This is a genomic window from Agrobacterium sp. Azo12 (assembly GCF_029193765.2).
In the GTDB taxonomy this organism is placed as follows: Bacteria; Pseudomonadota; Alphaproteobacteria; order Rhizobiales; family Rhizobiaceae; genus Agrobacterium.
The window spans coordinates 3156121-3179719 of sequence record NZ_JARFYO020000001.1 but is presented as its reverse complement, the minus strand read 5'-3'; the positions used below and the strand labels follow the sequence as shown (position 1 = coordinate 3179719).

Here is a 23599-nt window from a genome sequence, read left to right as displayed (position 1 = left end):
ATGTCGACCTTATGTTAGTGGCACAGATGAGCGGGCACATAAGATGTCCGTGTGAGTTCGGGGAGTTCGATGAACCCAAATTTTAGAAATTTCGCCTTGTGGGCCATTATTGCCCTCTTGCTGATCGCGTTGTTCAGCATGTTCCAGACGTCGCCCTCGCAATCGGGTTCGCGTGAGATTCCTTATTCGCAGTTTCTGCGTGATGTGGACTCCGGTCGAGTGCGTGACGTGACTGTTACGGGCAATCGAGTGCTTGGCACGTACACGGAAAGCGGCACCGCTTTCCAGACTTACTCTCCGGTTATCGATGATTCATTGATGGAGCGTCTGCAAAGCAAAAACGTAACGATCGTAGCGCGGCCGGAGAGCGATGGCTCCTCCGGTTTTTTGAGCTACCTTGGCACGCTTTTGCCGATGTTCCTCATTCTCGGCGTCTGGCTGTTCTTCATGCGGCAGATGCAGGGTGGCTCGCGCGGCGCAATGGGCTTTGGCAAATCCAAAGCGAAGTTGCTAACTGAAGCACATGGCCGTATCACGTTTGATGACGTTGCCGGTGTTGATGAGGCCAAGCAGGATCTGGAAGAAATCGTGGAATTTCTGCGTGACCCGCAGAAGTTCCAGCGCCTCGGCGGTAAAATTCCGCGTGGTGTTCTTCTCGTTGGTCCTCCTGGTACCGGTAAAACGCTTCTTGCCCGCTCCGTCGCAGGTGAAGCCAATGTTCCGTTCTTCACGATTTCCGGTTCCGACTTCGTTGAAATGTTCGTGGGTGTTGGTGCAAGCCGTGTGCGCGATATGTTCGAGCAGGCGAAGAAGAATGCGCCGTGCATTATCTTCATCGACGAAATCGACGCCGTTGGCCGCCATCGTGGCGCCGGTCTTGGCGGCGGTAACGACGAGCGTGAACAGACACTCAACCAGTTGCTGGTCGAGATGGATGGTTTCGAAGCCAATGAAGGTATTATCCTGATTGCGGCGACAAACCGTCCTGACGTTCTTGACCCTGCTCTGCTGCGTCCAGGCCGTTTCGACCGTCAGGTTGTTGTGCCTAACCCGGATATCGTTGGCCGTGAGCGCATTCTCAAGGTTCACGTTCGCAACGTTCCGCTTGCGCCAAATGTCGACCTTAAGGTTCTGGCACGGGGCACACCGGGCTTCTCCGGTGCTGACTTGATGAACCTCGTCAACGAAGCTGCCTTGATGGCTGCACGCCGTAACAAGCGTGTTGTCACGATGCAGGAGTTCGAGGACGCCAAGGACAAGATCATGATGGGTGCCGAGCGCCGCTCGACTGCCATGACCGAAGCAGAAAAGAAACTGACGGCTTACCACGAAGCTGGTCACGCCATCACCGCGCTCAATGTGCCGGTGGCCGACCCGCTGCACAAGGCAACCATCATTCCGCGCGGTCGTGCCCTTGGTATGGTCATGCAGTTGCCTGAGGGCGATCGCTACTCCATGAGCTACAAGTGGATGGTTTCTCGTCTCGTTATCATGATGGGTGGTCGCGTTGCTGAAGAGCTGACGTTCGGCAAGGAAAACATCACTTCTGGTGCGTCTTCCGATATCGAGCAGGCTACCAAGCTGGCCCGTGCGATGGTGACCCAGTGGGGCTTCTCCGATGAACTCGGTCAGGTTGCCTATGGTGAAAACCAGCAGGAAGTCTTCCTTGGTCACTCGGTTTCGCAGTCCAAGAATGTGTCCGAAGCCACAGCCCAGAAAATCGACAACGAAGTTCGTCGTCTGATTGACGAGGCTTACACCGAAGCACGCCGCATCCTGACGGAGAAGCACGACGAATTCGTGGCTCTGGCAGAAGGCTTGCTGGAATACGAGACCCTGACTGGCGAAGAAATCAAGGCGTTGATCAGGGGTGAAAAACCAGCCCGCGATCTTGGCGATGATGGTTCCTCCAACAGCCGTGGTTCCGCAGTTCCGAAGGCTGGCACCAAGAAAGACGGTCCAACCGAAGCCAAGGGCGACGGTGAAGCTGAAGGTGGCATGGAGCCACAGCCACATTAAGTTGTGCCTGACAGTAAATGTCAGTGGAAAACAGACCATCCGGTTTTGCCGGATGGTCTTTTTTTACAGTAACAAGATGTAATCCGTGTTTGCGGTAATTTACGTGCTGTATTGTGCTGTTTATGGCATGAGCAGATCATGTGCGCTGATCGCGCGACTATTTCTGGAGTTCACATGACACGCCGTTATTTCGGGACCGATGGTATCCGCGGACAATCCAACGTCTTTCCGATGACGCCTGATCTAGCAATGCGGGTTGGTATTGCGGTCGGCACAATCTTCCGCCGCGGACATCACCGCCACCGCGTGGTTATTGGCAAGGATACCCGTCTTTCGGGATACATGCTCGAAAACGCATTGGTCGCCGGTTTTACTGCAGCTGGACTGGACGTTTTCCTTCTTGGACCAATTCCGACACCTGCTGTTGCCATGCTGACGCGTTCTCTGCGTGCCGACATCGGTGTGATGATTTCCGCTTCGCATAATCCGTTTGCGGATAACGGCATCAAGCTGTTTGGCCCCGACGGTTACAAGCTGTCCGACGAGTTGGAGCTGGAAATTGAAGACCTGCTCGACAAGGATATCTATTCCCAGCTGGCTAAACCGCACGAGATTGGCCGTGCCAAGCGCGTCGATGGCGATATCTATCGCTACATCGAATTCGTGAAGCGCACCCTGCCACGCGAAGTGACGCTGGATGGTTTGCGTATCGCGATCGATTGCGCCAACGGAGCGGCCTATAAGGCTGCTCCCGCAGCGCTGTGGGAACTGGGTGCTGATATCGTGACGATCGGCAACGAGCCGAACGGCACCAACATTAATTTTGAATGCGGTTCCACGCATCCGGACGCCCTGCGCAAGAAGGTGCATGAAGTGCGTGCCGATATCGGTATTGCGCTTGATGGTGATGCTGACCGCGTGATCATTGTCGATGAGCGTGGCGAAGTGGTCGATGGCGACCAGTTGATGGCGGTCATTGCCGACAGCTGGGCCAATGACAATATTCTACGGGGCGGTGGTATCGTGGCGACTGTCATGTCCAACCTCGGTCTTGAGCGTTTCCTTGGCGGTAAAGGACTGTCTCTTGCCCGTACGAAGGTTGGTGACCGTTACGTGGTTGAGCATATGCGCAACCATAACTTCAATGTTGGTGGTGAGCAGTCCGGCCATATCGTGCTGTCTGATTACGGTACGACGGGCGATGGTCTTGTCGCTGCGCTGCAGGTGCTTGCCTGTGTGAAGCGGTCCGGCAAGACGGTTAGCGAAATCTGCCGCAAGTTCGAGCCTGTACCTCAGCTGCTGAAGAATGTTCGTATTTCCGGCGGCAAGCCACTTGAAAACCCTGTGGTTATTCAGGCGATTGCCGACGCTGAGAGCGAGCTGGCTGGCAATGGCCGTCTTGTCATTCGTCCGTCCGGCACTGAGCCGCTGATCCGTGTTATGGCAGAAGGCGATGACAGCGTGAAAGTTGAGAGCATCGTAAACGGTCTGGTTGACGTTATTGCCAATGCGCGCAGTGCTGCTGCGTAAGAGAAATACTCGCTAAGTTACTGAAAAGCCGGTCTTGTACCGGCTTTTTTGTTGCCGGTTCTTTGCTGTATTAATAAATCTTGGTGAATGATCGTAGTTAATCGGCACTTAACCTTTCTCATTCATTATTCATAACGGAACAGTTTACTGGCATGCGGCCATGGGCGCAGGTGCCGCTTCTGGAGTTGATGTTATGAAAAAAAGCCTGATTGGCATTCTCGCCGCGTTGACGGCGGGATCCAGCGCATTTGCAGCCGACCTTTATCAGCCAGATCCTCCGGCCTATATTGAGGCACCAGAAATTCAGATCACCGAATCAAACGGTTGGTATCTGCGTGGAGATATCGGCTACGCCTACAACAAGTCGCGTGGCGCTGAATTTTATCAGGGTCCATTCACAGCCGGTTTGACAGATTTCCGCTCCACAAAGCTCAAGGGTGGCTTTATGGGCGGCGTTGGTGTTGGTTATCAGATCAACAACCACTTCCGTACGGATCTGACGTTTGACTACATGGCCAAGAGCAACTTCCGTGGCTCGACCTTTGGCAGCTGTGGCGTAGCTGGTAGCTGCGTATCGACAGATCTGTCTTCACTGCGCGCTTACACGCTGATGGCCAATGCATATGTCGATCTGGCGACATTTGGCCGTTTCACACCTTACGTTGGTGCTGGTATCGGCGGTTCCTACGTTAAGTGGGCTAACCTCAGAAACACATCGTGTGAGGTAGGCGATCCTTCCAACTGCGACCCGACCTTCACCCATGGCGGCAAGGGCGGCTGGCGATTCGCCTATGCGCTGATGGCCGGTGCATCGATCGACGTAACCTGCAATCTCAAGGCTGATGTCGGATATCGTTTCCGCCAGATCGGCAAGGGCGACATGTTTGGCTATGACAGCGTCGGTGGTGGCCCAGGCCGCGACAAGGGCTTCTACTCGCATGAAGTGCGCCTTGGCGGTCGTTACGTCTTCGGCGGTTGCGACACGGCACAGTACATGCCGCCAGCAGAAATCCCAATCCAACCAGCAGTTTACAAGTAATTTCAGTTTCGAAAACAAGACCGCTCGTGCCTTTCAGGCGCGGGCGGTTTTTTGCATTTTCAGGGCACTTTCCTGATCATCGATATGGCGCAGCTGCGCCAATATTTTTTGTTCCAGCGACATATTCCGCTTGACTGTAACAAGCGACAGGCATATCCACCGGGGCAGGCCACCTCTCCCTAACGAGAGGCTTTCTATCTGGAAGGATAGCATTATGACTGCGATTGCAAAACCGGACGTACGTCCGAACAACACCCATTTTTCTTCTGGTCCTTGCTCGAAGCGTCCCGGTTGGTCGCTCGAAGCGCTCGCTGATGCCCCGCTCGGTCGCTCGCACCGCGCAAAGGTTGGCAAAGCCAAGCTCAAGCAGGCCATTGACCTCACCCGCGAAGTTCTCAACGTTCCTGCCGATTATCGCATCGGTATCGTTCCCGCATCTGACACTGGCGCTGTTGAAATGGCACTGTGGTCGCTGCTCGGTGAGCGTGGCGTTGATATGGTTGCATGGGAAAGCTTTGGCGCCGGTTGGGTTACCGACGTCGTCAAGCAGCTCAAGCTGAAAGACGTTCGTAAGTTCGAGGCCGACTACGGCCTGCTGCCGAACCTCAAGGAAGTCGATTTCGACCGTGACGTCGTTTTTACCTGGAACGGCACAACCTCGGGCGTTCGCGTTCCTAACGCTGATTTCATTCCGGCGGACCGCAAGGGTCTGACGATTTGTGACGCCACTTCTGCTGCATTTGCGCAGGACATGGACTTCACCAAGCTCGACGTCGTCACCTTCTCCTGGCAGAAGGTTCTGGGCGGCGAGGGCGGCCACGGCGTTATCATTCTGTCGCCACGTGCTGTTGAGCGCCTGTTGAGCTATTCGCCAGCATGGCCGCTGCCAAAGATTTTCCGCATGGTATCCGGCGGAAAGTTGATTGAAGGCATCTTCACCGGCGAAACCATCAACACACCTTCGATGCTTTGCGTAGAAGACTACATCGACGCGCTGCTGTGGGCGAAGAACCTCGGTGGCCTGAACGCGCTGATCGCGCGCGCTGATGCCAATGCCAAGGTGATCTACGATTTCGTTGCCGCCAATGACTGGATTGCAAATCTGGCCGTTGTCGATGAGACACGCTCCAACACCTCTGTCTGCCTCAAGATCGTCGACAAGGATGTTGCTGCTCTCGATGCTGACGCACAGGCTGCTTTCTCCAAGGGCGTTGTTGCACTTCTCGAAAAAGAAAATGTAGCGCTCGATATCGGCGCTTACCGCGATGCTCCGTCCGGTCTCCGGATCTGGGCTGGTGCCACGATTGAAACGGCTGACATTGAAGCTGTCATGCCATGGCTTGCCTGGGCGTTTGAAACGCAGAAGGCTGAGCTTTCCAAGGCTGCGGCCTGATTTGGATTACCGGCCCTGCAAAGTGCAGGGCCGCACATACCTCATCTTATGAATAAACCGTTTTTAGGGAGCCCAAACATGGCACCTCGCGTACTCGTATCTGACGAACTGTCGGAAACCGCTGTCCAGATCTTCCGTGATCGCGGCGTTGAAGTTGATTTCCAGCCAAAGCTTGGCAAGGACAAGGACAAGCTAGCCGAAATCATCGGCAACTATGATGGTCTGGCTATCCGTTCCGCCACCAAGGCAACCGAAAAGCTGATCGAAGCTGCAACCAACCTCAAGGTTATCGGTCGCGCTGGTATTGGTGTCGACAATGTAGATATCCCGGCGGCATCGCGTCGCGGTATCATCGTCATGAATACGCCATTTGGTAACTCCATCACCACTGCTGAACACGCCATTGCGCTGATGTTTGCTGTTGCTCGCCAGCTTCCTGCTGCTGATGCCTCCACGCAGGCCGGCAAGTGGGAAAAGTCGAAGTTCATGGGTGTTGAAATCACCGGCAAGACGCTTGGCGTTATCGGTGCCGGTAACATCGGCGGCATCGTCTGCTCGCGTGCACTCGGCCTCAAGATGAACGTTCTGGCCTATGACCCCTTCCTGTCGCCTGAGCGCGCCCAGGAAATGGGTGTTACCAAGGTTGAACTGGACGAACTGCTAGCACAGGCTGACTTCATCACCCTGCACGTTCCAATGACTGACAAGACCCGCGGCATTCTCGGCGCTGAAAACCTTGCCAAGACCAAGCCAGGCGTTCGCATCATCAACTGCGCCCGTGGTGGTCTTGTTGACGAGAAGGCTCTCGCTGACGCCATCAAGTCCGGCCAAGTTGCCGGTGCCGCCTTCGACGTGTTCGAAGTTGAGCCTGCAACGGAAAGCCCGCTGTTTGGCCTGCCAAACGTTGTCTGCACGCCGCACCTTGGCGCGTCGACAACAGAAGCACAGGAAAATGTTGCCCTGCAGGTTGCCGAGCAGATGTCGGACTACCTCGTCAAGGGTGCTGTTTCCAACGCCATCAACATGCCGTCGATCACTGCTGATGAAGCTCCACGCCTCAAGCCGTTTATTCGCCTTGCAGACGTTCTCGGCTCCTTCGTTGGTCAGGTGCAGGAAAGCGCCACCAAGGAAATCGAAATTCTTTATGATGGTGCAACCGCCAACATGAACACCAAGGCGCTGACATCAGCGCTGCTGGCCGGTCTGATCCGTCCGCAGGTTTCTGACGTGAACATGGTTTCCGCACCGATTATGATCAAGGAAAAGGGAATCATCCTTTCCGAAGTCAAGCGCGACAAAACCGGCGTTTACGACGGTTACATCAAGCTGACGGTCAAGACCGAAAATCAAGTTCGTTCCGTCGCTGGTACCGTGTTCTCAGACGGCAAGCCACGCTTCATCCAGATCAAGAACATCAACATGGACGCTGATGTCGGTTCGCACATGATCTACATCACCAACACCGACGTACCGGGCATGATCGGCTTCATGGGTACGACACTGGGCGAAGCGGGCGTTAACATTGCCAACTTCCAGCTCGGCCGTGAAAAAGAAGCTGGCGATGCTATCGCGCTTCTCTACGTGGACGGCCCTGTTTCAGAAACCGTTCTGGACAAGCTCCGCGCCAACCCGGCCATCCGCCAGGTCAAGTCTCTGGCGTTCAACGTCGAGTAATATCGTTCCTCCCAAGGGGACAATAGAGGCCCGGTACTGGAGCAATCCAGTGCCGGGTTTTTTGTGCATTATTGGTGGACGCAATCAAGGGTTGTTTATCACGAAAAATTTTATAATTAGGCACTAAAAATGATCATCCAGAGTTGCTATATGGTCCGACGATAGGCCGCTCATGGGAGGGCGGCACAACAGGAGAAGACGATGTTTGCTGCCGTTCGGCGCTTTAAAGGTTTGTTTGCGGTTGCCGCTTTGGGAATTGCTGTTTCGTTCGTGGCTGTGGATATGGCTGAGGCTCGTCGCGCTGGCGGTGGTTTCGGCAGCCGTGGAACGCGTACATTCTCTGCCCCACCTGCAACCAACACTGCGCCGGGTCAGGCTGCACCGATCAATCGCAGCATGACACCGAACACGGCGCCAAGCCAGGCGGCTCCTGGTGCTGCGCAGACACGTCCGGCCAACGCACAGCAGCCACAGCAGAACCGTGGTCTTTTCGGCGGTATGGCCGGTGGCCTTATGGGCGGCCTTCTGATGGGTGGTCTGTTCGGTATGCTGATGGGCGGCGGTTTTGGCGGTATGGCCGGTTTCTTCGGCATGTTGCTGCAGGTCGCGCTGATTGGTGTGCTGGTTATGCTGGCTATGCGTTTCTTCGCGTCGCGCCGTCAGCAGCAGCCTGCTTACGCCGGCGGCCAGTCGCAGCGTAGCAACTATTCCGGTTCGTCCAACCCGCCGACGGGTCAGGGTGGCTTCAAGATCCCGCAGATGGGCTCCCTGTCCGGTGCTGCCGGTAACGCCGCGACTGCTGCTGAAGCCGCTGTCGCGCCAAAGCCAGTTCCGCATGCCAATGCCATGTCTGAAGGCGATGAGATTGGCGTTACGGGCGAAGACCTTGGTCAGTTCGAGCAGATGCTCAAGGACGTACAGGCTGCCTATGCTGCAGAAGACTATGCTGCACTTCGCAAGCTCACCACTCCAGAAGCCATGTCCTACCTGGCGGAAGAGTTGAGCGACAACGCGACAAGCGGCGTCAAGAACGACGTCAGCGATGTTCAGTTGCTGCAGGGCGACCTCGCAGAAGCCTGGCATGAAGAAGGACGTGATTACGCGACTGTCGCCATGCTGTACTCGCGTATCGACGTGATGCGTGACCGTACAACGGGTAAGGTTATCGAGGGTGACGAGACCCAGGCAACCGAATCGACCGAGCTGTGGACTTTTGTGCGCCGCGAAGGATCCGAGTGGCAGGTTTCGGCTATCCAGTCGGCATCCTGATCCATAAAAGAGTGATTTGAAGGTTTATGACGCCGCAGTGCACCGAGATGCACTGCGGCGTTTTGCGTATTGCTGCGTGCAAATAATTGACGCGTCACTGCTGTTTTACTGGTCGCTTGCAATCTGTGATCGCAGCTTTAGCTGTTGGGCTGATCACATTCACATTATTGCCCTTTTTCGTTCATCCGGCATTCAGCGGCACCTCCGTAACCATTGTGCACTTGCAAAAACGTGATCAAGCCTATGGCTACCATGATCGTTTTCTGCGGAACCGCTTGGCGAAATGTGCGTTGTCAAACCGATGCCAGAGGTTCGTAAACAAGGCCGGGCGATGCGCGGTCCTCAAGAGAATGGAGAGCTATCGAGATGAAACGCTTTGACCTGATCGACGGGATGCGCGGGTATTTTCTTGTTTTCATGCTGATAAACCACCTTGTGTTTGTGGGTGGTTATTGGCTGGTTGAGGTCAACCACCGCCAGTTTGCCTTCGTGGAAGATGCGCAGGGTTTCGTGTTCCTGTCCGGTCTGCTGATTGGCCTGGTCTATGCCCGCAAAATGATGAAGTACGGTTATGAGACCGGTCGTCAGGCCATCTGGAACCGTTCCATGGAGCTTTACAAATATGCCATGGGTCTGGTGATTGCGGTTCTGGCCGTCACGCTGGTTCTGCCACATGCTTCCTATGTCTGGTTCAACTGGATCGGTGCGACATCGTTTGATGATCCGCTGCGTCTGGCCGCCATCGCGACCTTTGTGTTCCAGCCTACTTTCATGGACATTCTGCCCCAGTATATCGTCTACATGCTGTTTGCGCCTGTACTCATCAAGCTGTGCCTTGATGGCAAATGGGCCTATGTGATGGTTGGTTCGTTGCTCGTATGGATGGCTGGACAGCTTGGTTTGCAGAAGGTCATCACCACGCCACTGCATGAGCTGGTCAAAGGTCCTGACGATCAGGGCATCCGTGTCAGCTTCAACATGCTGGGCTGGCAGATCGTGTTCTTCTCGGCTCTGGTGATGGGTGCAATGACCGCCCAGAACAAGATCGAGTGGAAGAAGATCTTTTCGCCAGAAAACAGCTGGATTCCGAAGGTTGCTCTGCTGGTCTGCCTGTTCTTCATGCCACTGCGTATTGCGACGGCTTGGGGCTTCATGCCCGACTACGTGATTGGCAAGTTCGCAGCGATGGAAATTCGTGCTGACTTCGGCCCGGTCTATCTGATCAACTTCATCGCGGTTGGCGTTGGCCTGACGTGGCTGTTGATTGCCGGCCCTAAACACCACAGCCAGATTGTGCGTCGTATTGCCAATGGCGTTATCTGGGTGCTGTCGCTGAAGTTCCTGCAGCTGCTGGGTCGCCATTCCCTGCAGGTCTATGTCTGGCACGTCGCTATCGTCTATGCCGTCTATTACATGGACGGTCGTACAGCGGAGCTGTCGCAGCTGGAAAAGACGCTGATTGCGCTCGTCGGTATCGCCCTACTTGCTTTGCCTGCGCTGTGGCGTGAACGCGACAAGTGGATTGGTGGAACCAAGGCGACCGCCTGATTTTAACGACAATCGAGAGATATGCTTACAGGGCAGGGCGGGTTTCCCGCCCTGTACTTGTTTGCCGGCCCGATATTCTTTATATGCACCCTCAAAATTCCACGTTCCGTACCTCTTGAGCGCCAGGCTGCTCTGCGGCATGTTTTGTGGAATTGAACGACAGGCGCCGGGGCCTTGACCCCCGGTATGGCTGACGATTGGACAAAAACTTGAATACACTCGACTTTGACAAGAAGCCGGAAGACACGCGCGTTGTTGTCGCCATGTCCGGCGGCGTGGATTCTTCCGTGGTGGCGGGTATCCTCAAGCGTGAGGGCTATGATGTCCTCGGTATCACCCTGCAGCTCTATGATCATGGCGCAGCCGTACACCGCGCCGGTTCCTGCTGTGCAGGCCAGGACATTGATGATGCGCGCCGCGTTTGTGAAACGCTTGGCATTCCGCATTACGTGCTGGATTACGAAGCCCGCTTTCGCGAAACGGTGATCAACCCGTTCGCGGAAAGTTATGCCATGGGTGAAACACCCATTCCTTGCGTTGCCTGCAACCAGACTGTCAAATTTGCAGATCTTCTGAAGACTGCGCAGGAGTTGGGTGCCGATGCGCTGGCGACTGGGCATTATATCCGCTCTCGCAACAACCCGGTTCCCGGTAATCCAATCCGACGGGCGCTTTTCCGGCCGATTGACAGTGATCGCGACCAGAGCTGGTTCCTGTTTGCGACAACACAGGAACAGATCGATTACCTACGTTTTCCGCTTGGCGGCCTCTCCAAGGCGCAGACCCGGGAACTGGCGGAAGAAATGGGCCTTGTCGTTGCCAAGAAGGCGGACAGTCAGGACATCTGTTTTGTGCCACAGGGCAAATATACCGATGTCATCAACAAGCTGAAACCGAATGCGGCGCTGTCGGGTGATATCGTTCATCTTGATGGCCGTGTACTTGGTCGCCACGACGGCATCGTCAACTACACCATCGGTCAGCGTCGCGGTATCGGCGTCGCAACTGGTGAACCACTTTATGTCGTGCATCTCGATGCGCGCGGCAAGCGGGTGATTGTTGGCCCAAAGGAAGCGCTGGAAACACACCGTGTTTATCTGCGTGACATCAACTGGCTGGGTGACAGGTCGCTGGAAGAGGATGCCGCAAATGGCTTCCGATGTTTTGCCAAGGTCCGCTCCACGCGTCCGCCGGCAGAGGCTGTTGTCCATTATGACGGCAACGGCGTTTATGTCGATCTGATGGTCGGCGAAGCAGGTGTGGCGCCGGGGCAGGCTTGCGTGCTCTATTCTGCGCCGGGCGCAGATGCCCGCGTGTATGGCGGCGGTTTCATTGGCCGTTCAGAGCGTTCGGCTGAAGCAGAGATGTCTTTAAAGACGCTGCTGGAAGGTTCAGTGGCCGCGTAAAATCCTGCAATATTCACAGGCTTGTCGAAAGCTATGAAAATTGCAAATCTTGCGCTTGACATAAAAGGGAGCGGCACTTTATAAGCCGCTCATCCTAAGGGAACAAAGACTTGAAACAAAGTCATCGTTCCTTGTGGCGGGGTAGCTCAGGTGGTTAGAGCAGCGGAATCATAATCCGCGTGTCGGGGGTTCAAGTCCCTCTCCCGCTACCAAATTCTCTCATGACACATCGACAAAATCGAAAAACTCTTTTCAGAGTGCCATTTATCGAGATTCGATTTATCCGCCGCACCGCGTTTTGTCAGGCAGAGATTCACCTGTTTCCAGAACAGCAAAAGGCCCCGTAGTTTTCGTACGGAGCCCTGAAGTCGTTTGCATTGTCCAGATGACATGAAACGCGTGATTACGCGTATTCCAGTGCCTGTGTCAGGTCGGCAATCAGATCGTCGGGATGTTCAAGGCCAACTGACAGGCGCACATAGCCCGGTGTCACGCCGCTTTTAAGTTGATCTTCCACCGACAGCTGTGAGTGGGTCGTCGTTGACGGATGGATGGCCAGTGAGCGTGCATCACCAATATTGGCGAGATGATAAAAGAGTTGCAGCGAGTCGATGAAACGTCGGCCGGCATCGCGTCCTGATTTCAGCTCGAAGCCAACAAGTGCGCCATAAGCACCATTTTTCAGATAGGTCTTGGCACGTTCGGCTGCTTTGCCCGTCTGGAATTTCGGGAAGATGACGTTGGACACCTTCGGGTGTTTTTGCAGAAACTCAGCCACCTTGATAGCGTTTTCATTATGCTGACGCAGGCGCAGTGGCAGCGTCTCAAGCCCCTGAATAAGTTGAAAGACATTTTGCGGGCTGATCGCCGCACCGATGTCACGCAGCAGAACGGCGCGCGCCCGCAGGATATATGGGAAGAAGCTGATGGCATCTGCCTTTTCGATCCATGTCTTGCCCTGGTAGCTTGGGTCAGGTTCATTCAGTTGCGGGTGGCGATCCGCCAGATCCGCCCAAGGGAAATTGCCACCGTCAACGATCGCGCCGCCAATCGATGTGCCATGGCCACCAATATATTTGGTTGCGGAATAGACGACGATGGCAGCGCCATGTTCCAGCGGTTTGATGGTGAGTGGTGCGGCTGTATTGTCGATGATCAGTGGAATGCCGAGCTTGCGGCCGATCGCTGCGACCTCGCCAATCGGAAACACTTCCAGCTTGGGATTGGGCAGCGATTCTGCGTAATAGGCGCGGGTGCGGTCGTCGGTTGCACGGGCAAAGGCTTCGGGGTCATTGCCATCGACAAAGCGTGTCTCAATACCGAAGTTTTTCAGTGTGGCGGCAAATAGCGCCCATGTGCCGCCGTAAAGACCGGCTGCGCTGACGATGTTGTCTCCTGATCGGGCAAGGTTGAGAATGGCGAAAGCAGAGGCTGCCTGACCTGAGGAAACTGCCAGTGCGGCCGCGCCACCTTCCAGCTCTGCCAGACGTTGTTCAAAGGCGTCCTGTGTGGGGTTAGACACGCGGGTGTAGAGATGTCCCGGTGCTTCTAGCGCAAACAGCTTGTCGGCGCCGTCGGTGCCGGGAAGCTGGAAGGATGTGGTCTGGTAAATCGGAACCGCAACGGCTCCTGTTGTCGGGTCAAAACGGAAGCTGCCACCGTGAATGGCCTGTGTTTCCGGATGAATGCTTTTGAAGGTTGCTGTGCCTGTCGGCTGCTGCGGGACAGATTGCAGAATTTCGTCGGTGGATTGTTGAATGGTCATCGTCTTCCTCCTTGAAACGGGTTGGGAAACAGGTCTGGTTATGGTGTGGTTGGTCCAAAGGATGTCTGAGCCAGTGCGACAAGCAGCAGGGCTGCTGATGCCCAGAGAGTTTCCGGGGCGTACCAGCGGATTTCAAAAAAATGTTCGTTGCTACAGAGCGCCTGCGCGAGACGACAAAGATCGGTCTCAGCAGCAAGGCATGTCGCGGCCTGTGCTGTGGTGATGTAGCCGTTTTCGACGACATTGCCGAAAACCAGCCACCACCAGCCAAGGCTGAGCAATAGCAGTGTGATGGACAAAGACAGGGTGAAGACGACAAACCGCTTCTCAAACATCGTGGGATACCCCCAACTGTTCCAGCAGACTGCGGCGCAAATCCAAGAGGTCACTGTCATCACGTTTGCGCGGGTGTGGTTTGGCAACATTGACTTCAGCCACTATCCGGGCCGGGCGATCTGAAAACACGATCACACGGTCCGCCAGAAGCAAGGCTTCTTCGACATCATGGGTGACAAGCAGCGCCGTAAATCCTGTTTGCTTCCAGAGCTGCAACAGCTCTTTCTGCATGGTCAGCCGGGTCAGGGAATCGAGCTTGCCGAAGGGTTCGTCAAGCAGCAGCAATTTTGGATCATTGACAAGAGCCCTCGCAATGGCAACGCGCTGCGCCATGCCGCCCGAAAGCTGATGCGGATAGGCGTCGGCGAAGCCCTCCAGCTTCACCAGTTTCAGAAGCTCATCGACCCGGTGTTGTTGTTCTTTCAGCACGCCGCGTGCATCCAGACCTGAGGCAATGTTTTTGCGCACGGTGAGCCAGGGAAACAGGGTTGCATCCTGAAATACCAGAATACGGTCCGGGTCGGGGTTGGCGATTGGTGTGCCGTCCTCGCTGAGCGATCCCTTGCTGGGTTGCTCCAGCCCGGCAGCCAGCCTCAGTAATGTGGATTTACCGCAACCAGACGGGCCAAGCAGCGCCACGAACTCTCCAGGTTTGACGCTGATCGAGACATCGTCGAGCACGGGCAGGGTGCGGTCTCCCAAATCGTAGTGATGGGAAACGCCGTCAATCTCAAGCTGCAGGTTGCGGTTTCTGTCTTCGGTCGAGGAAAAGGCAAGGGCCATCAGAGAATTCCCTTCTGCCAGTTGAGAAGCCTGTCTCGGAGAACGAACAGCAATCGAACCAGGCCAGCGCAGATAAGCGCCATGATGATCAGCGCCGCATAGACGTTGGCATAGGCGGAATAGGCTGTGTTGAATTGCAGGTACCAGCCAAGGCCAAATTTTGCGCCGAGCATTTCCGCAACGACGAGAACGGCGAAGGAATAATAGAGCGCCATAAACAGCCCGACGAACACATTGGGAAGTGATGCCGGAACCGCCACTTTGAAAATCAGGTAGGAGGTGGATGCTCCCAGTGTTCGCGCAACATCATAATAGGCGCGGTTGACCTGCCCTACACCGGCGGCGGTGAGGATGGCGACAGGAATGCCCGAGGCCAGAGCCACCAGAAAAATCGACGCTTGGAAGGTGCTTGGGAAAATGAAGAAGGTGCAGGGTATCCACGCACTTGCCGGCACGGGGCCGATCAGTTTCAGCACCGGCATGCCCCAGTAGGCAAAGGATTTTGACCAACCGAGAGCGACACCGGCAACAAAGCCAACCGCAATGCCGGAGAAGAAACCGAGCGACCACAGGCGGGCGGTATATCCGACGCAGACCAGTAGACGCTCCCAGTCTGTGATGTAGACGTTGAGCAGGCCTTGTGGTGGGGAGAAAAACGGCTTTGGCAGCCAACCCAGCTTTGCGGTCAGTAATTCCCAGACCGCAAACCAAACACCAATGGCAACCAGCCATGGGCCATAATGCTGCAATGTCTTTGTTCTTTTGTCGGAGAGCGGAACAACAAACGCCAAGGCTAGCAACAGGAGGGCTATGCCAGCGACGATGGTGGCAAACAGACCCGTGGCATTCCAGTTGATGACGTCAGGTAGCAGATAAGTGACTGCCGCTGCCGTCCCCCAGCTCGCGGCAGCCAGCACGCCATTCCGCCATGGTTTCCATGGCCGAAAGGCTGCCTGTTGAACTGTGCCAAAATCGTTTCTCAACACATCGGTCATTGTTCAGCTCACGCGAAAATGTCGATAGTGATGCGATTGGCGATTTCTTCCGGATCGGTCGATGCATCGGCAACGCCCGTCAGTTTCAGATCCTCGTAACCGATACGAACTTCGTTGAGCAGTTCCCTGCCGAACCAGTGGTCATGGTAGGTGAAGGACGCAAGGACTTCCGTCAGGTCTTCCAAGGGAAGGCCAGGTTTCAGTGTATCGAAATACCACTTGGCAACTTCATCCGGGTGCTTGGCGGTATATTGATGCACTTCGAGATTGGCAGAGGCGACACGTTTGATGGCATCCTTGTTGGCCTCATAATAATCGCCGTTAACGCCTAGTACGCAGCACACGCGATCCTGGAATGTTTCGGTCTGGGTGTCGGCAATCTTCACGAAGCCATGCTGTTTTTCATAGGAGTAAGCCCAGGGGTCCATATGCGCGACCGCATCGGCTTCTCCCTTCAACACACCTTCCGCGACCAGATCGAAGGGGAAGACCTTCCAGGTGACGTCGGTTTCCGGGTTGAGACCAGCCTTTGCCAATGCCACCGAGAAGGCAACGCGTGACGGGGACATCACATCAAATGTGCCGATGGTCTTGCCCTTGAGGTCGAGCAGCGTCTTGATGCCGGAATCCGGCTTGACCAGAACGCGCTGGCAGCCACCATGCGAACCCGCAAACAGCTTGACGTCAAAACCCTGTTCGATGGGTTTCAGCCAATCATAGAGAAGGCCAGGACCGGCCTCTGCCTTGCGGGTTGCCAGTGCCTGGATGAGGGTCTGGCCGCTAGCCCCCTGGTAGAACAGTTCCACATCCAGCCCGTGTTTGGCGTAGATGCCCTTGGAAAGGCCAAAACCAACGGGAGAGTGGCATGCTGCCACTTCGGTCCATTCCAGCTTGATGGGAATAAGGTTGCCTGCGATGGCATAGCTTGTTGTGCGACCCGCCAGCGCGCCAACTGCTGCGGTGGCTCCCACAGCTGCGGCAGATTTGAGGATCGTGCGGCGGCTGATACTGCGTTTGGCGGGTGAAGATTTGCTGGAAAGCTCTGACATGGTTTGCCCCTCATCGTTTGATAGGGAAAAACTTAGCAGCAACAATTAAATTACATAGATTTTATAGACTATTTATAAAACACAAAGCGGATAATTTTTCGAACAAAACGCGCGTCCAGATCACAGCTTGTTCAACATGCAATGGAACGACCCACCGCCTATGGACAGGCCGGTGGATCTGTTGTTTCGAAGAGTTAGTAGGCCGAAGCCACCTTGTTGCCGGTCAGCTGTTCCGGTGTCAGCAGATCGGCGTAGTGGGCACGCGCCACATCCGGATGCGAGCGCAGACGACTTTTCAGAACATTATTGCCAACGTCGCGGAAGATCGGGTTCAGTGGATCAACGGTGATGCCGCGTTCGCTGCGCTTCAACTCTTCCGGCAGGTCAATGACTGGAATGCTGGAATCGTAACGGGCGCCCATGAAGAAGGCGACGGAGAAACGTTCGGTGCCGGCTGGCGGTACGATAACGTCATGAACGTCGGCGCGCACAAAACCGTTGGTGGCCAGCTCCAGCAATTCGCCGGTGTTGATGATAAAGGTGCCGGGAACCGGCGGCGCATCAATCCAGACGCCATCTTCCGTCTGCACACGCAGGCCCGGAACGACGTCCTGCAGCAACACGGTGACGAAACCGCCATCCTTATGGGCGCCAACGCCCTGATCGCTCTGCGCCACGTCACGGCCGGGGTAACGGATGATTTTCAGAAGTTTTGTCGGCTCTGGGTCATAGATGCTGGAGAAGACGTTTTCGTCCTGACCGAGAGCGACGGAAATGGCTTTCAGCACGTCGATGCCGATGCGTGTCACTTCTGCCTGATAAGCCAGCAGCAGGTCTTTGAGTTCCGGCAAGGCTGATGGCCACTGGTTGGGTCCGATCAGGCGTGCCCAGGCCGGGGTATCTGGACCAATCTCGACTGGCGTGGACTCATTGTTGATATCCACCTGTTCGCGCCAATCCTGCTGACCGCGCGTGTGTTCGAGGCCGGCACGGTTGTAACCGCGGAAATGCGGAGACTTGACCATCTCGATCTCCAGCTTGTCCTTTTCAGGCAGGGCGAAAAACCGCTTGGAGGCTGCGACTACGTCTGCAAGAAATTTTGGATCCACGCCATGGCCGGTCAGATAGAAAAAGCCATGGTCATGCAGGATTTTGCGCAGCTCATCGATGAAGCGCGCGCGCTCTTCAGGACCGGCGTTGAAACGGGAAATGTCGACAAAGGGCAGTTGGGTAGCAAGCGTATGAACGGTCATGATGTTCTCCTTTGAATTACGTTGGTGGGCCTGAGCCCTGAAATTAAAAAGGCTCCCTGCGCAGGCGCTGGCCCCGCTGTCAGGCGGAGCGGCGGCTGCGTGCTATGCGGTGATTGACGAGACGGGCGGCAAAATCACCGGTCATCTGCACGGACTGGACGATAGCGACGAGAATGACGACCACCGCGACCATGACCTCAGGCATGAACCGCTGGTAACCAAAACGGATACCAAGATCACCCAATCCACCACCACCGACAGTGCCAGCCATGGCGGAGTAACCGATCAGGCTGACCAGCGTGACGGTTTGGCCAGCGATGATGCCGGGCAGGGCTTCCGGCAACAGCACCTTGAAGATGATTTGCAGCGGCGTTGCACCCATGCTTTCAGCCGCTTCGATCAAGCTTTGATCAACCTCGCGCATCGCGGTTTCGGCAAGCCGGGCATAAAGCGGGGTAATTGCCACGGTCAGCGGCACAATGGCTGCAAATGTACCAACCGTTGTGCCGGCCACAAGCCGCGTGAAGGGAATGATAGCGACCATCAGGATGATGAACGGTGTCGAGCGGATGAGATTGATCAGGGTGCCGGTTACCCGGTTAAAAATTGGCCGCTCGAGAAACTGCCCTGGCGAAGTGACGACGAGCAGCACGCCGAGTGGCAGGCCGATGAGCGTCGAGAGCAGGGCAGCCACCGCCACCATGGTAACGGTCTGCTTGATTGATTCAATGAGCAGCGCGATGAGCGCCGGTGACAGCAGGTCGGACAGCATGACCGATAACCTCTCCATGAAGACCGAGTGATGACAGGTAAGACAGAATGTCGGGCAGGCGTGGTCCGGTGTTTTCCGAGACAATGGTGAGGATACCGAGCGCTGCACCACCTATGTAATCAATGCGCCCATGCAGAATGTTGGGCCGCACTTTGAAACGCTCCACAAGGTCGGCCACCACGGCACTATGTGCCGATGAACCGGTAAAGGTGATACGAATGACCGGGTCGGTGTCGCCTGTGGCGTCCGGCACCAATCGTGCGGTCACCTCTTCCGGCAGGTCATGTGCGACGATGCTGGAGAGGAAGGAGCGCGCTGTCTTGGAACGGGGAAAAGCAAAGACATCAAATGTCGGGCCGCTTTCGATGATCCGCCCCTGTTCGAGAACGGTCACGTGATCAGCGATTTGCCGGACCACATCCATCTCATGCGTGATCAGCACGATGCTAAGCCCGATGCGGCGATTGATATCCTTGAGCAGATCGAGGATCTGTTCTGTGGTTTCCGGGTCGAGTGCCGACGTTGCCTCATCGGACAACAGCACGGCTGGTTCAAGGGCGAGTGCACGGGCAATACCGATGCGCTGTTTCTGCCCGCCGGAAAGCTCTGACGGATAGGCATCTGCTTTGCCCGAAAGGCCAACCAGTTCCAGAAGGTCGGGGACACGTTTGCGAATGGTTTCTTTGGCTATGCCGGCAATTTCCAGCGGCAGGGCAACATTGGCCGCTGCCGTGCGGGACGACAACAGGCTGAAATGCTGGAACACCATGGCAATCTGCCGACGCGCCTTGCGCAGGTCCTGTCCCTTCAGGGCGCTTATTTCCCGGCCGGACACGAATACCCGGCCAGAGGAGGGGCTGACGAGCCCGTTCAGGCAGCGCACCAATGTGCTTTTACCAGCACCGGAGCGACCAATGATGCCATGTATCGAACCTTCGCTGACATTCAAGCTGATGTCATCCAGCACCGGGCCGCTTTTGGCGTCATAGGTCTTACTCAGCGACTGGATTTCGATGATCGGCCTTGTGTTTGCCGGGCGAAGGCCAGAGCCATGCTCCTGTGAGCGTGGCTTCGTTTCGGTCGCGTCATCTGTGCGTGCCAAAAGGGTCATGTTACCAGCCCGCGATCACATTGCCTTCGAACTTCTTGTCGATGAAGGCTTTCACTTCCGGTGATTTGTAGGCTTCGATCAGGGTGTTGACCCAAGGCGCATCCTTGTTCTTTTCGGCAACAGCGATCAGGCAGAAATATTCAGAAAGCTGATCTTCAATCAGCAGGCTGTCCTTGCTTGGGTTGAGACCGGCTGAGAGTGCGAAATGCGAGGTGATGACGGAGAAATCAACATCTTCGAGCGAGCGCGGCAGCTGAGCAGTTTCAAGCGGTACGATCTTGATTTTCTTCGGGTTTTCGACGATGTCCAGTTCGGTGGCGTTGAAGGTGACGCCAGGTGTGAGCTTCAGGAGGCCGCCAGCTTCTAGCAGTTTCAGGGCGCGTCCGGCATTGCTCGGATCATTGGGAATGGTGACCTGCGCACCCTCTGGCAGATCGGCCACGGATTTGTATTTGTGGGAGTAGCCGGCCATCGGCAAAAGCACTGTCTTGCCACCAACCGCCACGAGGTTCAGTCCACGGTCGGCATTCTGACGATCAAGATAAGGTGTGTGCTGAAAACCGTTGGCATCGAGATCGCCGTCATTGGTCGCCGGGTCGATCAGTGCACCGTCAGAAAATTCGATGATCTGGATGTCCAGGCCCTTGGCCTTGGCAACGGGCACGATCGCTTCGGCAATCTGGGCATGCGGGCCGGCCGTGACACCAAGCTTGATGGTTTCGGCAAGTGCTGTGGCATGGGTTGCCAGAAGCAATGCCAGTGCGGAAACGGTGCCGGCGACAAATGATTTATAACGCATGGAATGGTCCTTATGGGTGTTCTGATGATGTGTTTGAAAATGGACCGACATCGGGAAGAACCTTGCCGGAATTGAAAATGCCGAGGGGATCAAGTGCGGTTTTGAGCGTCTGCATCAGCGCTATGGCTTCCGCGCCGTGTTCGCTTTGCAGGTACTGCCGTTTGCCAAGCCCGATGCCGTGTTCACCGCTGGCGGTACCGCCCGCTGCAATGGCCCGTTGCACGATGCGGGACGCGTAGTTCGCCACCTCTGTTTCTTCGTGCTCGTGCAACATGAAAACGCAGTGGAAATTGCCGTCTCCCACATGGCCGACGATAAAGGCGGGTGCGGTGGAACTGGCGACATCCTGTCGTGTTTCTAGGATTACCTCTGCCAATCGTGAGATTGGCACGCATACATCGCTTGGCCAGGAGTGAGAGCCGGGCCGTTCAGCCTTGGCCCAGGCCAGGCAATCGCGGCGGGTTTCCCATAATAGTTTGGTGTCCTGCGCCGTGTCCGTCCATGTCAGCGGTGTGCCGCCGTTGTCGGAGATGATCTGCTCAATGGTCTCCGACAATGTGTCGATTTCTGCGACCGAGCCGTGAAACTCGAAAAACAATGTCGGCAATGGCACAAGGCTCAACTCTCCCCGGCGATTGATCACGTCGACCAAGGGTTGATCGACCAGTTCGACACGGCCGATGGAAAGGCCAGCGCGCTTGATATCGGTGACCGCATTGACCGCACCGGCCAGCGTGGCAAAACCGGCATGGGCAGATCTCGCCTCCGGTATTGGATGCAGGCGCAACAAAACTTCGGTGACGATGCCAAGTGTGCCTTCGGAACCGACAAACAGCCGTGTCAGATCGTACCCGGAGGATGATTTGCGCGCCAGTGATCCCGTTTTGACGATATCGCCATTGGCCGTCACCACGGTCAGGCCGAGCACGTTTTCGCGCATAACACCATATCGCACGGCATTGGTGCCGCTGGCACCGGTCGATACCATGCCACCAATCGACGCATTGGCGCCGGGATCAACGGGAAAGAACAGACCGGTGTCACGCAGGGCATGGTTGAGGTCGAGCCGGCGAACGCCGGCACCCACCCGTGCAATCATGTCATCGGCGCGGATTTCAACAATCTCGTTGAGATCACTTGTATCCAGTGAAATTCCGCCGTGAACGGGAATAGCGCCACCTTCAAGCCCCGAACCGGCACCAAAAGCCGTGATCGGAATGCGATGTCTGCCCGCGATCTTGACGATCTCGGCAACGTCTTGTGTGCTCTGCGGTCGCACAACAATGTCTGGGCGCTGCCGGGCATGGTGGCTTTCATCGCCAGCATGCAGGTCCAAAACAGATGCGCCGGTTGATGCCGCAGCACCGAAACGGTTTTGCAACTCAGCGATCGCCGCATCGTAACTGCGATGCGTAAGATGCAGATTCATGACGCGACCTTTACCGCATGTCCCTGCCGCCACAGCGCAAGGCGCTCGACTGCATTCACGAGGGTCTCTGCTTTTTTGGCAAAGCAGAACCGCACATGGCTGCGCACATCGCGGCTACCGTAAAAGGACGAGATCGGCACGGGTGTTACGCCAGCTTCAAGCGTCAGACGGCGGCAAAAGGCAAGGTCGTCGACGGCCGTGTCGAGTGCGGAAATATCCGCGACCACAAAATAGGTGGCTGGAGCATCGGCGACTTCGAAACCTGCGTCACGCAAGCCATCGACTAGCAAGTCCCGCCGCTCAGCCAACTGGCGACGCAGATCGAGGAAATAACTGTCGGGCAGGTTCAGTCCTGTCGCCACTGCGGTTTGCAGGGCAGGCGGGGTCGTGAAGGTAACGTATTGGTGGGCTCTGGCGATCGGCTCCAGTAGTTTGGGCGACGCCGTCACGTAACCGACTTTCCAGCCGGTGACGGAAAAGCTTTTGCCAGCCGAACCGATCCTGACGACACGGTCGCGAATACCGTCCACCGCAAACAGGGAATGGAAGGGGCGGCCGTCAAAAACCAGATGCTCGTAGACCTCATCGGAAACAATGGTGAGGTCATGTTTGACGGCAAGCTCACCGAGAAAACGCAGCTCTTCGGGTGAGAAAATCTTGCCGATCGGATTCATCGGCGTGTTGACGACGATCAGTTTCGTTTTGCTGGTGATGGCTTTCTGCAGGGCGTCCTGCGGCAGATCCCAATGGGGCGGCAAAAGCCTGACAGGCACGACAACGCCACCCGCCCGACGGATCAGTGTGGCATAGGCATCATATACGGGTTCGAAAAGAATGACCTCGTCACCGGTTTCAAGCAAAGCGAGGAATGTGTCGGCCAGCGCTTCGGTCGCACCTGAGGTGACAAGCACTTCACGTTGCCAGTCAATGTCCAGATTGAAAAACCGTTTGGCGTTGTCAGCAACCGCCTGACGTAGAACAGGCAATCCCATCATCGGCGGATATTGGTGGGGTCCGTCACGCAATGCTGAGATCGCGGCTTCCACAAGTGCTGCAGGCTCAAAACCTTCAGGAAACCCCTGGCCCAGATTGATTGCGCCTGTTTCTGCAGCCAGCCGCGACATGGATTCAAATATCGATGTGCCTGCTGCACCGAAGACCGAGTTCACCACCGAGATATTCCCCGTATTTTTGATTTATCCCGGCCAGCTTAAAATCCATAAAATAGATAAACAAAGTATTTTAAAGCGTTTGGATTTGAGTTTGGAGAAAGATTTGCTCCGGAAATCGACCTGTCGTGAATTGATTTGCGGAGAGCGGTAAAATGGTCCGATGTGTGCGGTTAAAAGCCGTGTCGACGCTTTTTTGTTGAAGGCGGAAAAGACGGAAAATTCTTTCGCTTTGCAATCGATAAAAAAGATAGAATTAC

Annotated in this window: 19 protein-coding genes and 1 tRNA gene; 9 read left to right on the top strand and 11 right to left on the bottom strand. The window is 55.7% G+C overall.

Annotated elements, in window-relative coordinates; translation table 11 throughout:
• Positions 1-69 precede the first annotated feature (69 nt).
• The 9 genes from ftsH (at position 70) to PYL13_RS15100 (ending at position 12090) form a co-directional block, all read left to right on the top strand.
• The gene (gene ftsH / locus PYL13_RS15140; protein ID WP_250982178.1) at positions 70-2019 is read left to right on the top strand and encodes an ATP-dependent zinc metalloprotease FtsH; all 1950 of its coding nucleotides are present in this window, start codon (positions 70-72) and stop codon (positions 2017-2019) included.
• Positions 2020-2193: 174 nt separating this feature from the next.
• Entirely contained in the window at positions 2194-3549 is a 1356-nt protein-coding gene (glmM, locus tag PYL13_RS15135) for a phosphoglucosamine mutase (protein ID WP_275641875.1), read from the top strand.
• 193 nt (positions 3550-3742) lie between these two features.
• Complete coding sequence (locus PYL13_RS15130; RefSeq protein WP_259143215.1) at positions 3743-4588, top strand: outer membrane protein; 846 nt, start codon at positions 3743-3745, stop codon at positions 4586-4588.
• Positions 4589-4802: 214 nt separating this feature from the next.
• Positions 4803-5981, top strand: a complete 1179-nt coding sequence (locus PYL13_RS15125) for a phosphoserine transaminase (protein WP_275641874.1) — start codon at positions 4803-4805, stop codon at positions 5979-5981.
• Positions 5982-6059: 78 nt separating this feature from the next.
• The gene (gene serA, locus PYL13_RS15120; RefSeq protein ID WP_275641873.1) at positions 6060-7655 is read left to right on the top strand and encodes a phosphoglycerate dehydrogenase; all 1596 of its coding nucleotides are present in this window, start codon (positions 6060-6062) and stop codon (positions 7653-7655) included.
• 201 nt (positions 7656-7856) lie between these two features.
• On the top strand, positions 7857-8924 hold the full coding sequence (locus tag PYL13_RS15115; protein WP_275641872.1) for a Tim44 domain-containing protein: 1068 nt from the start codon (positions 7857-7859) through the stop codon (positions 8922-8924).
• A gap of 366 nt (positions 8925-9290) precedes the next feature.
• Positions 9291-10472, top strand: coding sequence for an OpgC family protein (locus PYL13_RS15110; protein ID WP_275641871.1), 1182 nt, complete (start codon positions 9291-9293; stop codon positions 10470-10472).
• A gap of 209 nt (positions 10473-10681) precedes the next feature.
• Positions 10682-11878, top strand: a complete 1197-nt coding sequence (gene mnmA / locus PYL13_RS15105; RefSeq protein ID WP_275641870.1) for a tRNA 2-thiouridine(34) synthase MnmA — start codon at positions 10682-10684, stop codon at positions 11876-11878.
• Positions 11879-12013: 135 nt separating this feature from the next.
• Positions 12014-12090 (top strand) — tRNA-Met (locus PYL13_RS15100).
• 191 nt (positions 12091-12281) lie between these two features.
• On the opposite strand, the gene PYL13_RS15095 is transcribed toward PYL13_RS15100, so the two are convergent.
• From PYL13_RS15095 to PYL13_RS15045, 11 genes are all read right to left on the bottom strand, one after another.
• Positions 12282-13643 carry an O-acetylhomoserine aminocarboxypropyltransferase/cysteine synthase family protein gene (locus tag PYL13_RS15095; RefSeq protein WP_275641869.1) on the bottom strand — a complete coding sequence of 454 codons (1362 nt, stop codon included), beginning with the start codon at positions 13641-13643 and terminating at the stop codon, positions 12282-12284.
• A gap of 38 nt (positions 13644-13681) precedes the next feature.
• Positions 13682-13978: a hypothetical protein gene (locus PYL13_RS15090; RefSeq protein ID WP_275641868.1), complete on the bottom strand. Its 297-nt coding sequence runs from the start codon at positions 13976-13978 to the stop codon at positions 13682-13684.
• A complete protein-coding gene (locus PYL13_RS15085) occupies positions 13971-14762 on the bottom strand; it encodes an ABC transporter ATP-binding protein (protein WP_275641867.1) in 792 nt (263 codons plus the stop codon). The genes PYL13_RS15090 and PYL13_RS15085 overlap by 8 nt, the downstream gene beginning before the upstream one ends.
• Complete coding sequence (locus PYL13_RS15080; protein WP_275641866.1) at positions 14762-15757, bottom strand: ABC transporter permease; 996 nt, start codon at positions 15755-15757, stop codon at positions 14762-14764. The genes PYL13_RS15085 and PYL13_RS15080 overlap by 1 nt, the downstream gene beginning before the upstream one ends.
• An 8-nt stretch (positions 15758-15765) precedes the next feature.
• Positions 15766-16806 carry an ABC transporter substrate-binding protein gene (locus tag PYL13_RS15075; RefSeq protein ID WP_259143247.1) on the bottom strand — a complete coding sequence of 347 codons (1041 nt, stop codon included), beginning with the start codon at positions 16804-16806 and terminating at the stop codon, positions 15766-15768.
• A gap of 194 nt (positions 16807-17000) precedes the next feature.
• Positions 17001-18059, bottom strand: a complete 1059-nt coding sequence (locus PYL13_RS15070) for an isopenicillin N synthase family dioxygenase (protein ID WP_250982163.1) — start codon at positions 18057-18059, stop codon at positions 17001-17003.
• Positions 18060-18138: 79 nt separating this feature from the next.
• On the bottom strand, positions 18139-18831 hold the full coding sequence (locus PYL13_RS15065) for a methionine ABC transporter permease (protein ID WP_192488166.1): 693 nt from the start codon (positions 18829-18831) through the stop codon (positions 18139-18141).
• Positions 18785-19942 (bottom strand): methionine ABC transporter ATP-binding protein, encoded by a 1158-nt coding sequence (locus PYL13_RS15060; RefSeq protein ID WP_250982162.1) that lies wholly within the window; start codon positions 19940-19942, stop codon positions 18785-18787. The genes PYL13_RS15065 and PYL13_RS15060 overlap by 47 nt, the downstream gene beginning before the upstream one ends.
• Before the next feature lies 1 nt (position 19943).
• The gene (locus PYL13_RS15055; RefSeq protein ID WP_275641865.1) at positions 19944-20741 is read right to left on the bottom strand and encodes a MetQ/NlpA family ABC transporter substrate-binding protein; all 798 of its coding nucleotides are present in this window, start codon (positions 20739-20741) and stop codon (positions 19944-19946) included.
• 10 nt (positions 20742-20751) lie between these two features.
• Positions 20752-22170: an FAD-binding oxidoreductase gene (locus tag PYL13_RS15050; protein WP_275641864.1), complete on the bottom strand. Its 1419-nt coding sequence runs from the start codon at positions 22168-22170 to the stop codon at positions 20752-20754.
• Positions 22167-23342 (bottom strand): aminotransferase, encoded by a 1176-nt coding sequence (locus PYL13_RS15045; protein WP_275641863.1) that lies wholly within the window; start codon positions 23340-23342, stop codon positions 22167-22169. The genes PYL13_RS15050 and PYL13_RS15045 overlap by 4 nt, the downstream gene beginning before the upstream one ends.
• Positions 23343-23599 lie beyond the last annotated feature (257 nt).

Coding starts and splice junctions, on each gene's coding strand:
- ftsH (WP_250982178.1), top strand. CDS start 70: ATGAACCCAAATTTTAGAAATTTCGCCTTGTGGGCCATTATTGCCCTC.
- glmM (WP_275641875.1), top strand. CDS start 2,194: ATGACACGCCGTTATTTCGGGACCGATGGTATCCGCGGACAATCCAAC.
- PYL13_RS15130 (WP_259143215.1), top strand. CDS start 3,743: ATGAAAAAAAGCCTGATTGGCATTCTCGCCGCGTTGACGGCGGGATCC.
- PYL13_RS15125 (WP_275641874.1), top strand. CDS start 4,803: ATGACTGCGATTGCAAAACCGGACGTACGTCCGAACAACACCCATTTT.
- serA (WP_275641873.1), top strand. CDS start 6,060: ATGGCACCTCGCGTACTCGTATCTGACGAACTGTCGGAAACCGCTGTC.
- PYL13_RS15115 (WP_275641872.1), top strand. CDS start 7,857: ATGTTTGCTGCCGTTCGGCGCTTTAAAGGTTTGTTTGCGGTTGCCGCT.
- PYL13_RS15110 (WP_275641871.1), top strand. CDS start 9,291: ATGAAACGCTTTGACCTGATCGACGGGATGCGCGGGTATTTTCTTGTT.
- PYL13_RS15095 (WP_275641869.1), bottom strand. CDS start 13,643: ATGACCATTCAACAATCCACCGACGAAATTCTGCAATCTGTCCCGCAG.
- PYL13_RS15090 (WP_275641868.1), bottom strand. CDS start 13,978: ATGTTTGAGAAGCGGTTTGTCGTCTTCACCCTGTCTTTGTCCATCACA.
- PYL13_RS15085 (WP_275641867.1), bottom strand. CDS start 14,762: ATGGCCCTTGCCTTTTCCTCGACCGAAGACAGAAACCGCAACCTGCAG.
- PYL13_RS15080 (WP_275641866.1), bottom strand. CDS start 15,757: ATGACCGATGTGTTGAGAAACGATTTTGGCACAGTTCAACAGGCAGCC.
- PYL13_RS15075 (WP_259143247.1), bottom strand. CDS start 16,806: ATGTCAGAGCTTTCCAGCAAATCTTCACCCGCCAAACGCAGTATCAGC.
- PYL13_RS15070 (WP_250982163.1), bottom strand. CDS start 18,059: ATGACCGTTCATACGCTTGCTACCCAACTGCCCTTTGTCGACATTTCC.
- PYL13_RS15065 (WP_192488166.1), bottom strand. CDS start 18,831: ATGCTGTCCGACCTGCTGTCACCGGCGCTCATCGCGCTGCTCATTGAA.
- PYL13_RS15060 (WP_250982162.1), bottom strand. CDS start 19,942: ATGACCCTTTTGGCACGCACAGATGACGCGACCGAAACGAAGCCACGC.
- PYL13_RS15055 (WP_275641865.1), bottom strand. CDS start 20,741: ATGCGTTATAAATCATTTGTCGCCGGCACCGTTTCCGCACTGGCATTG.
- PYL13_RS15050 (WP_275641864.1), bottom strand. CDS start 22,170: ATGAATCTGCATCTTACGCATCGCAGTTACGATGCGGCGATCGCTGAG.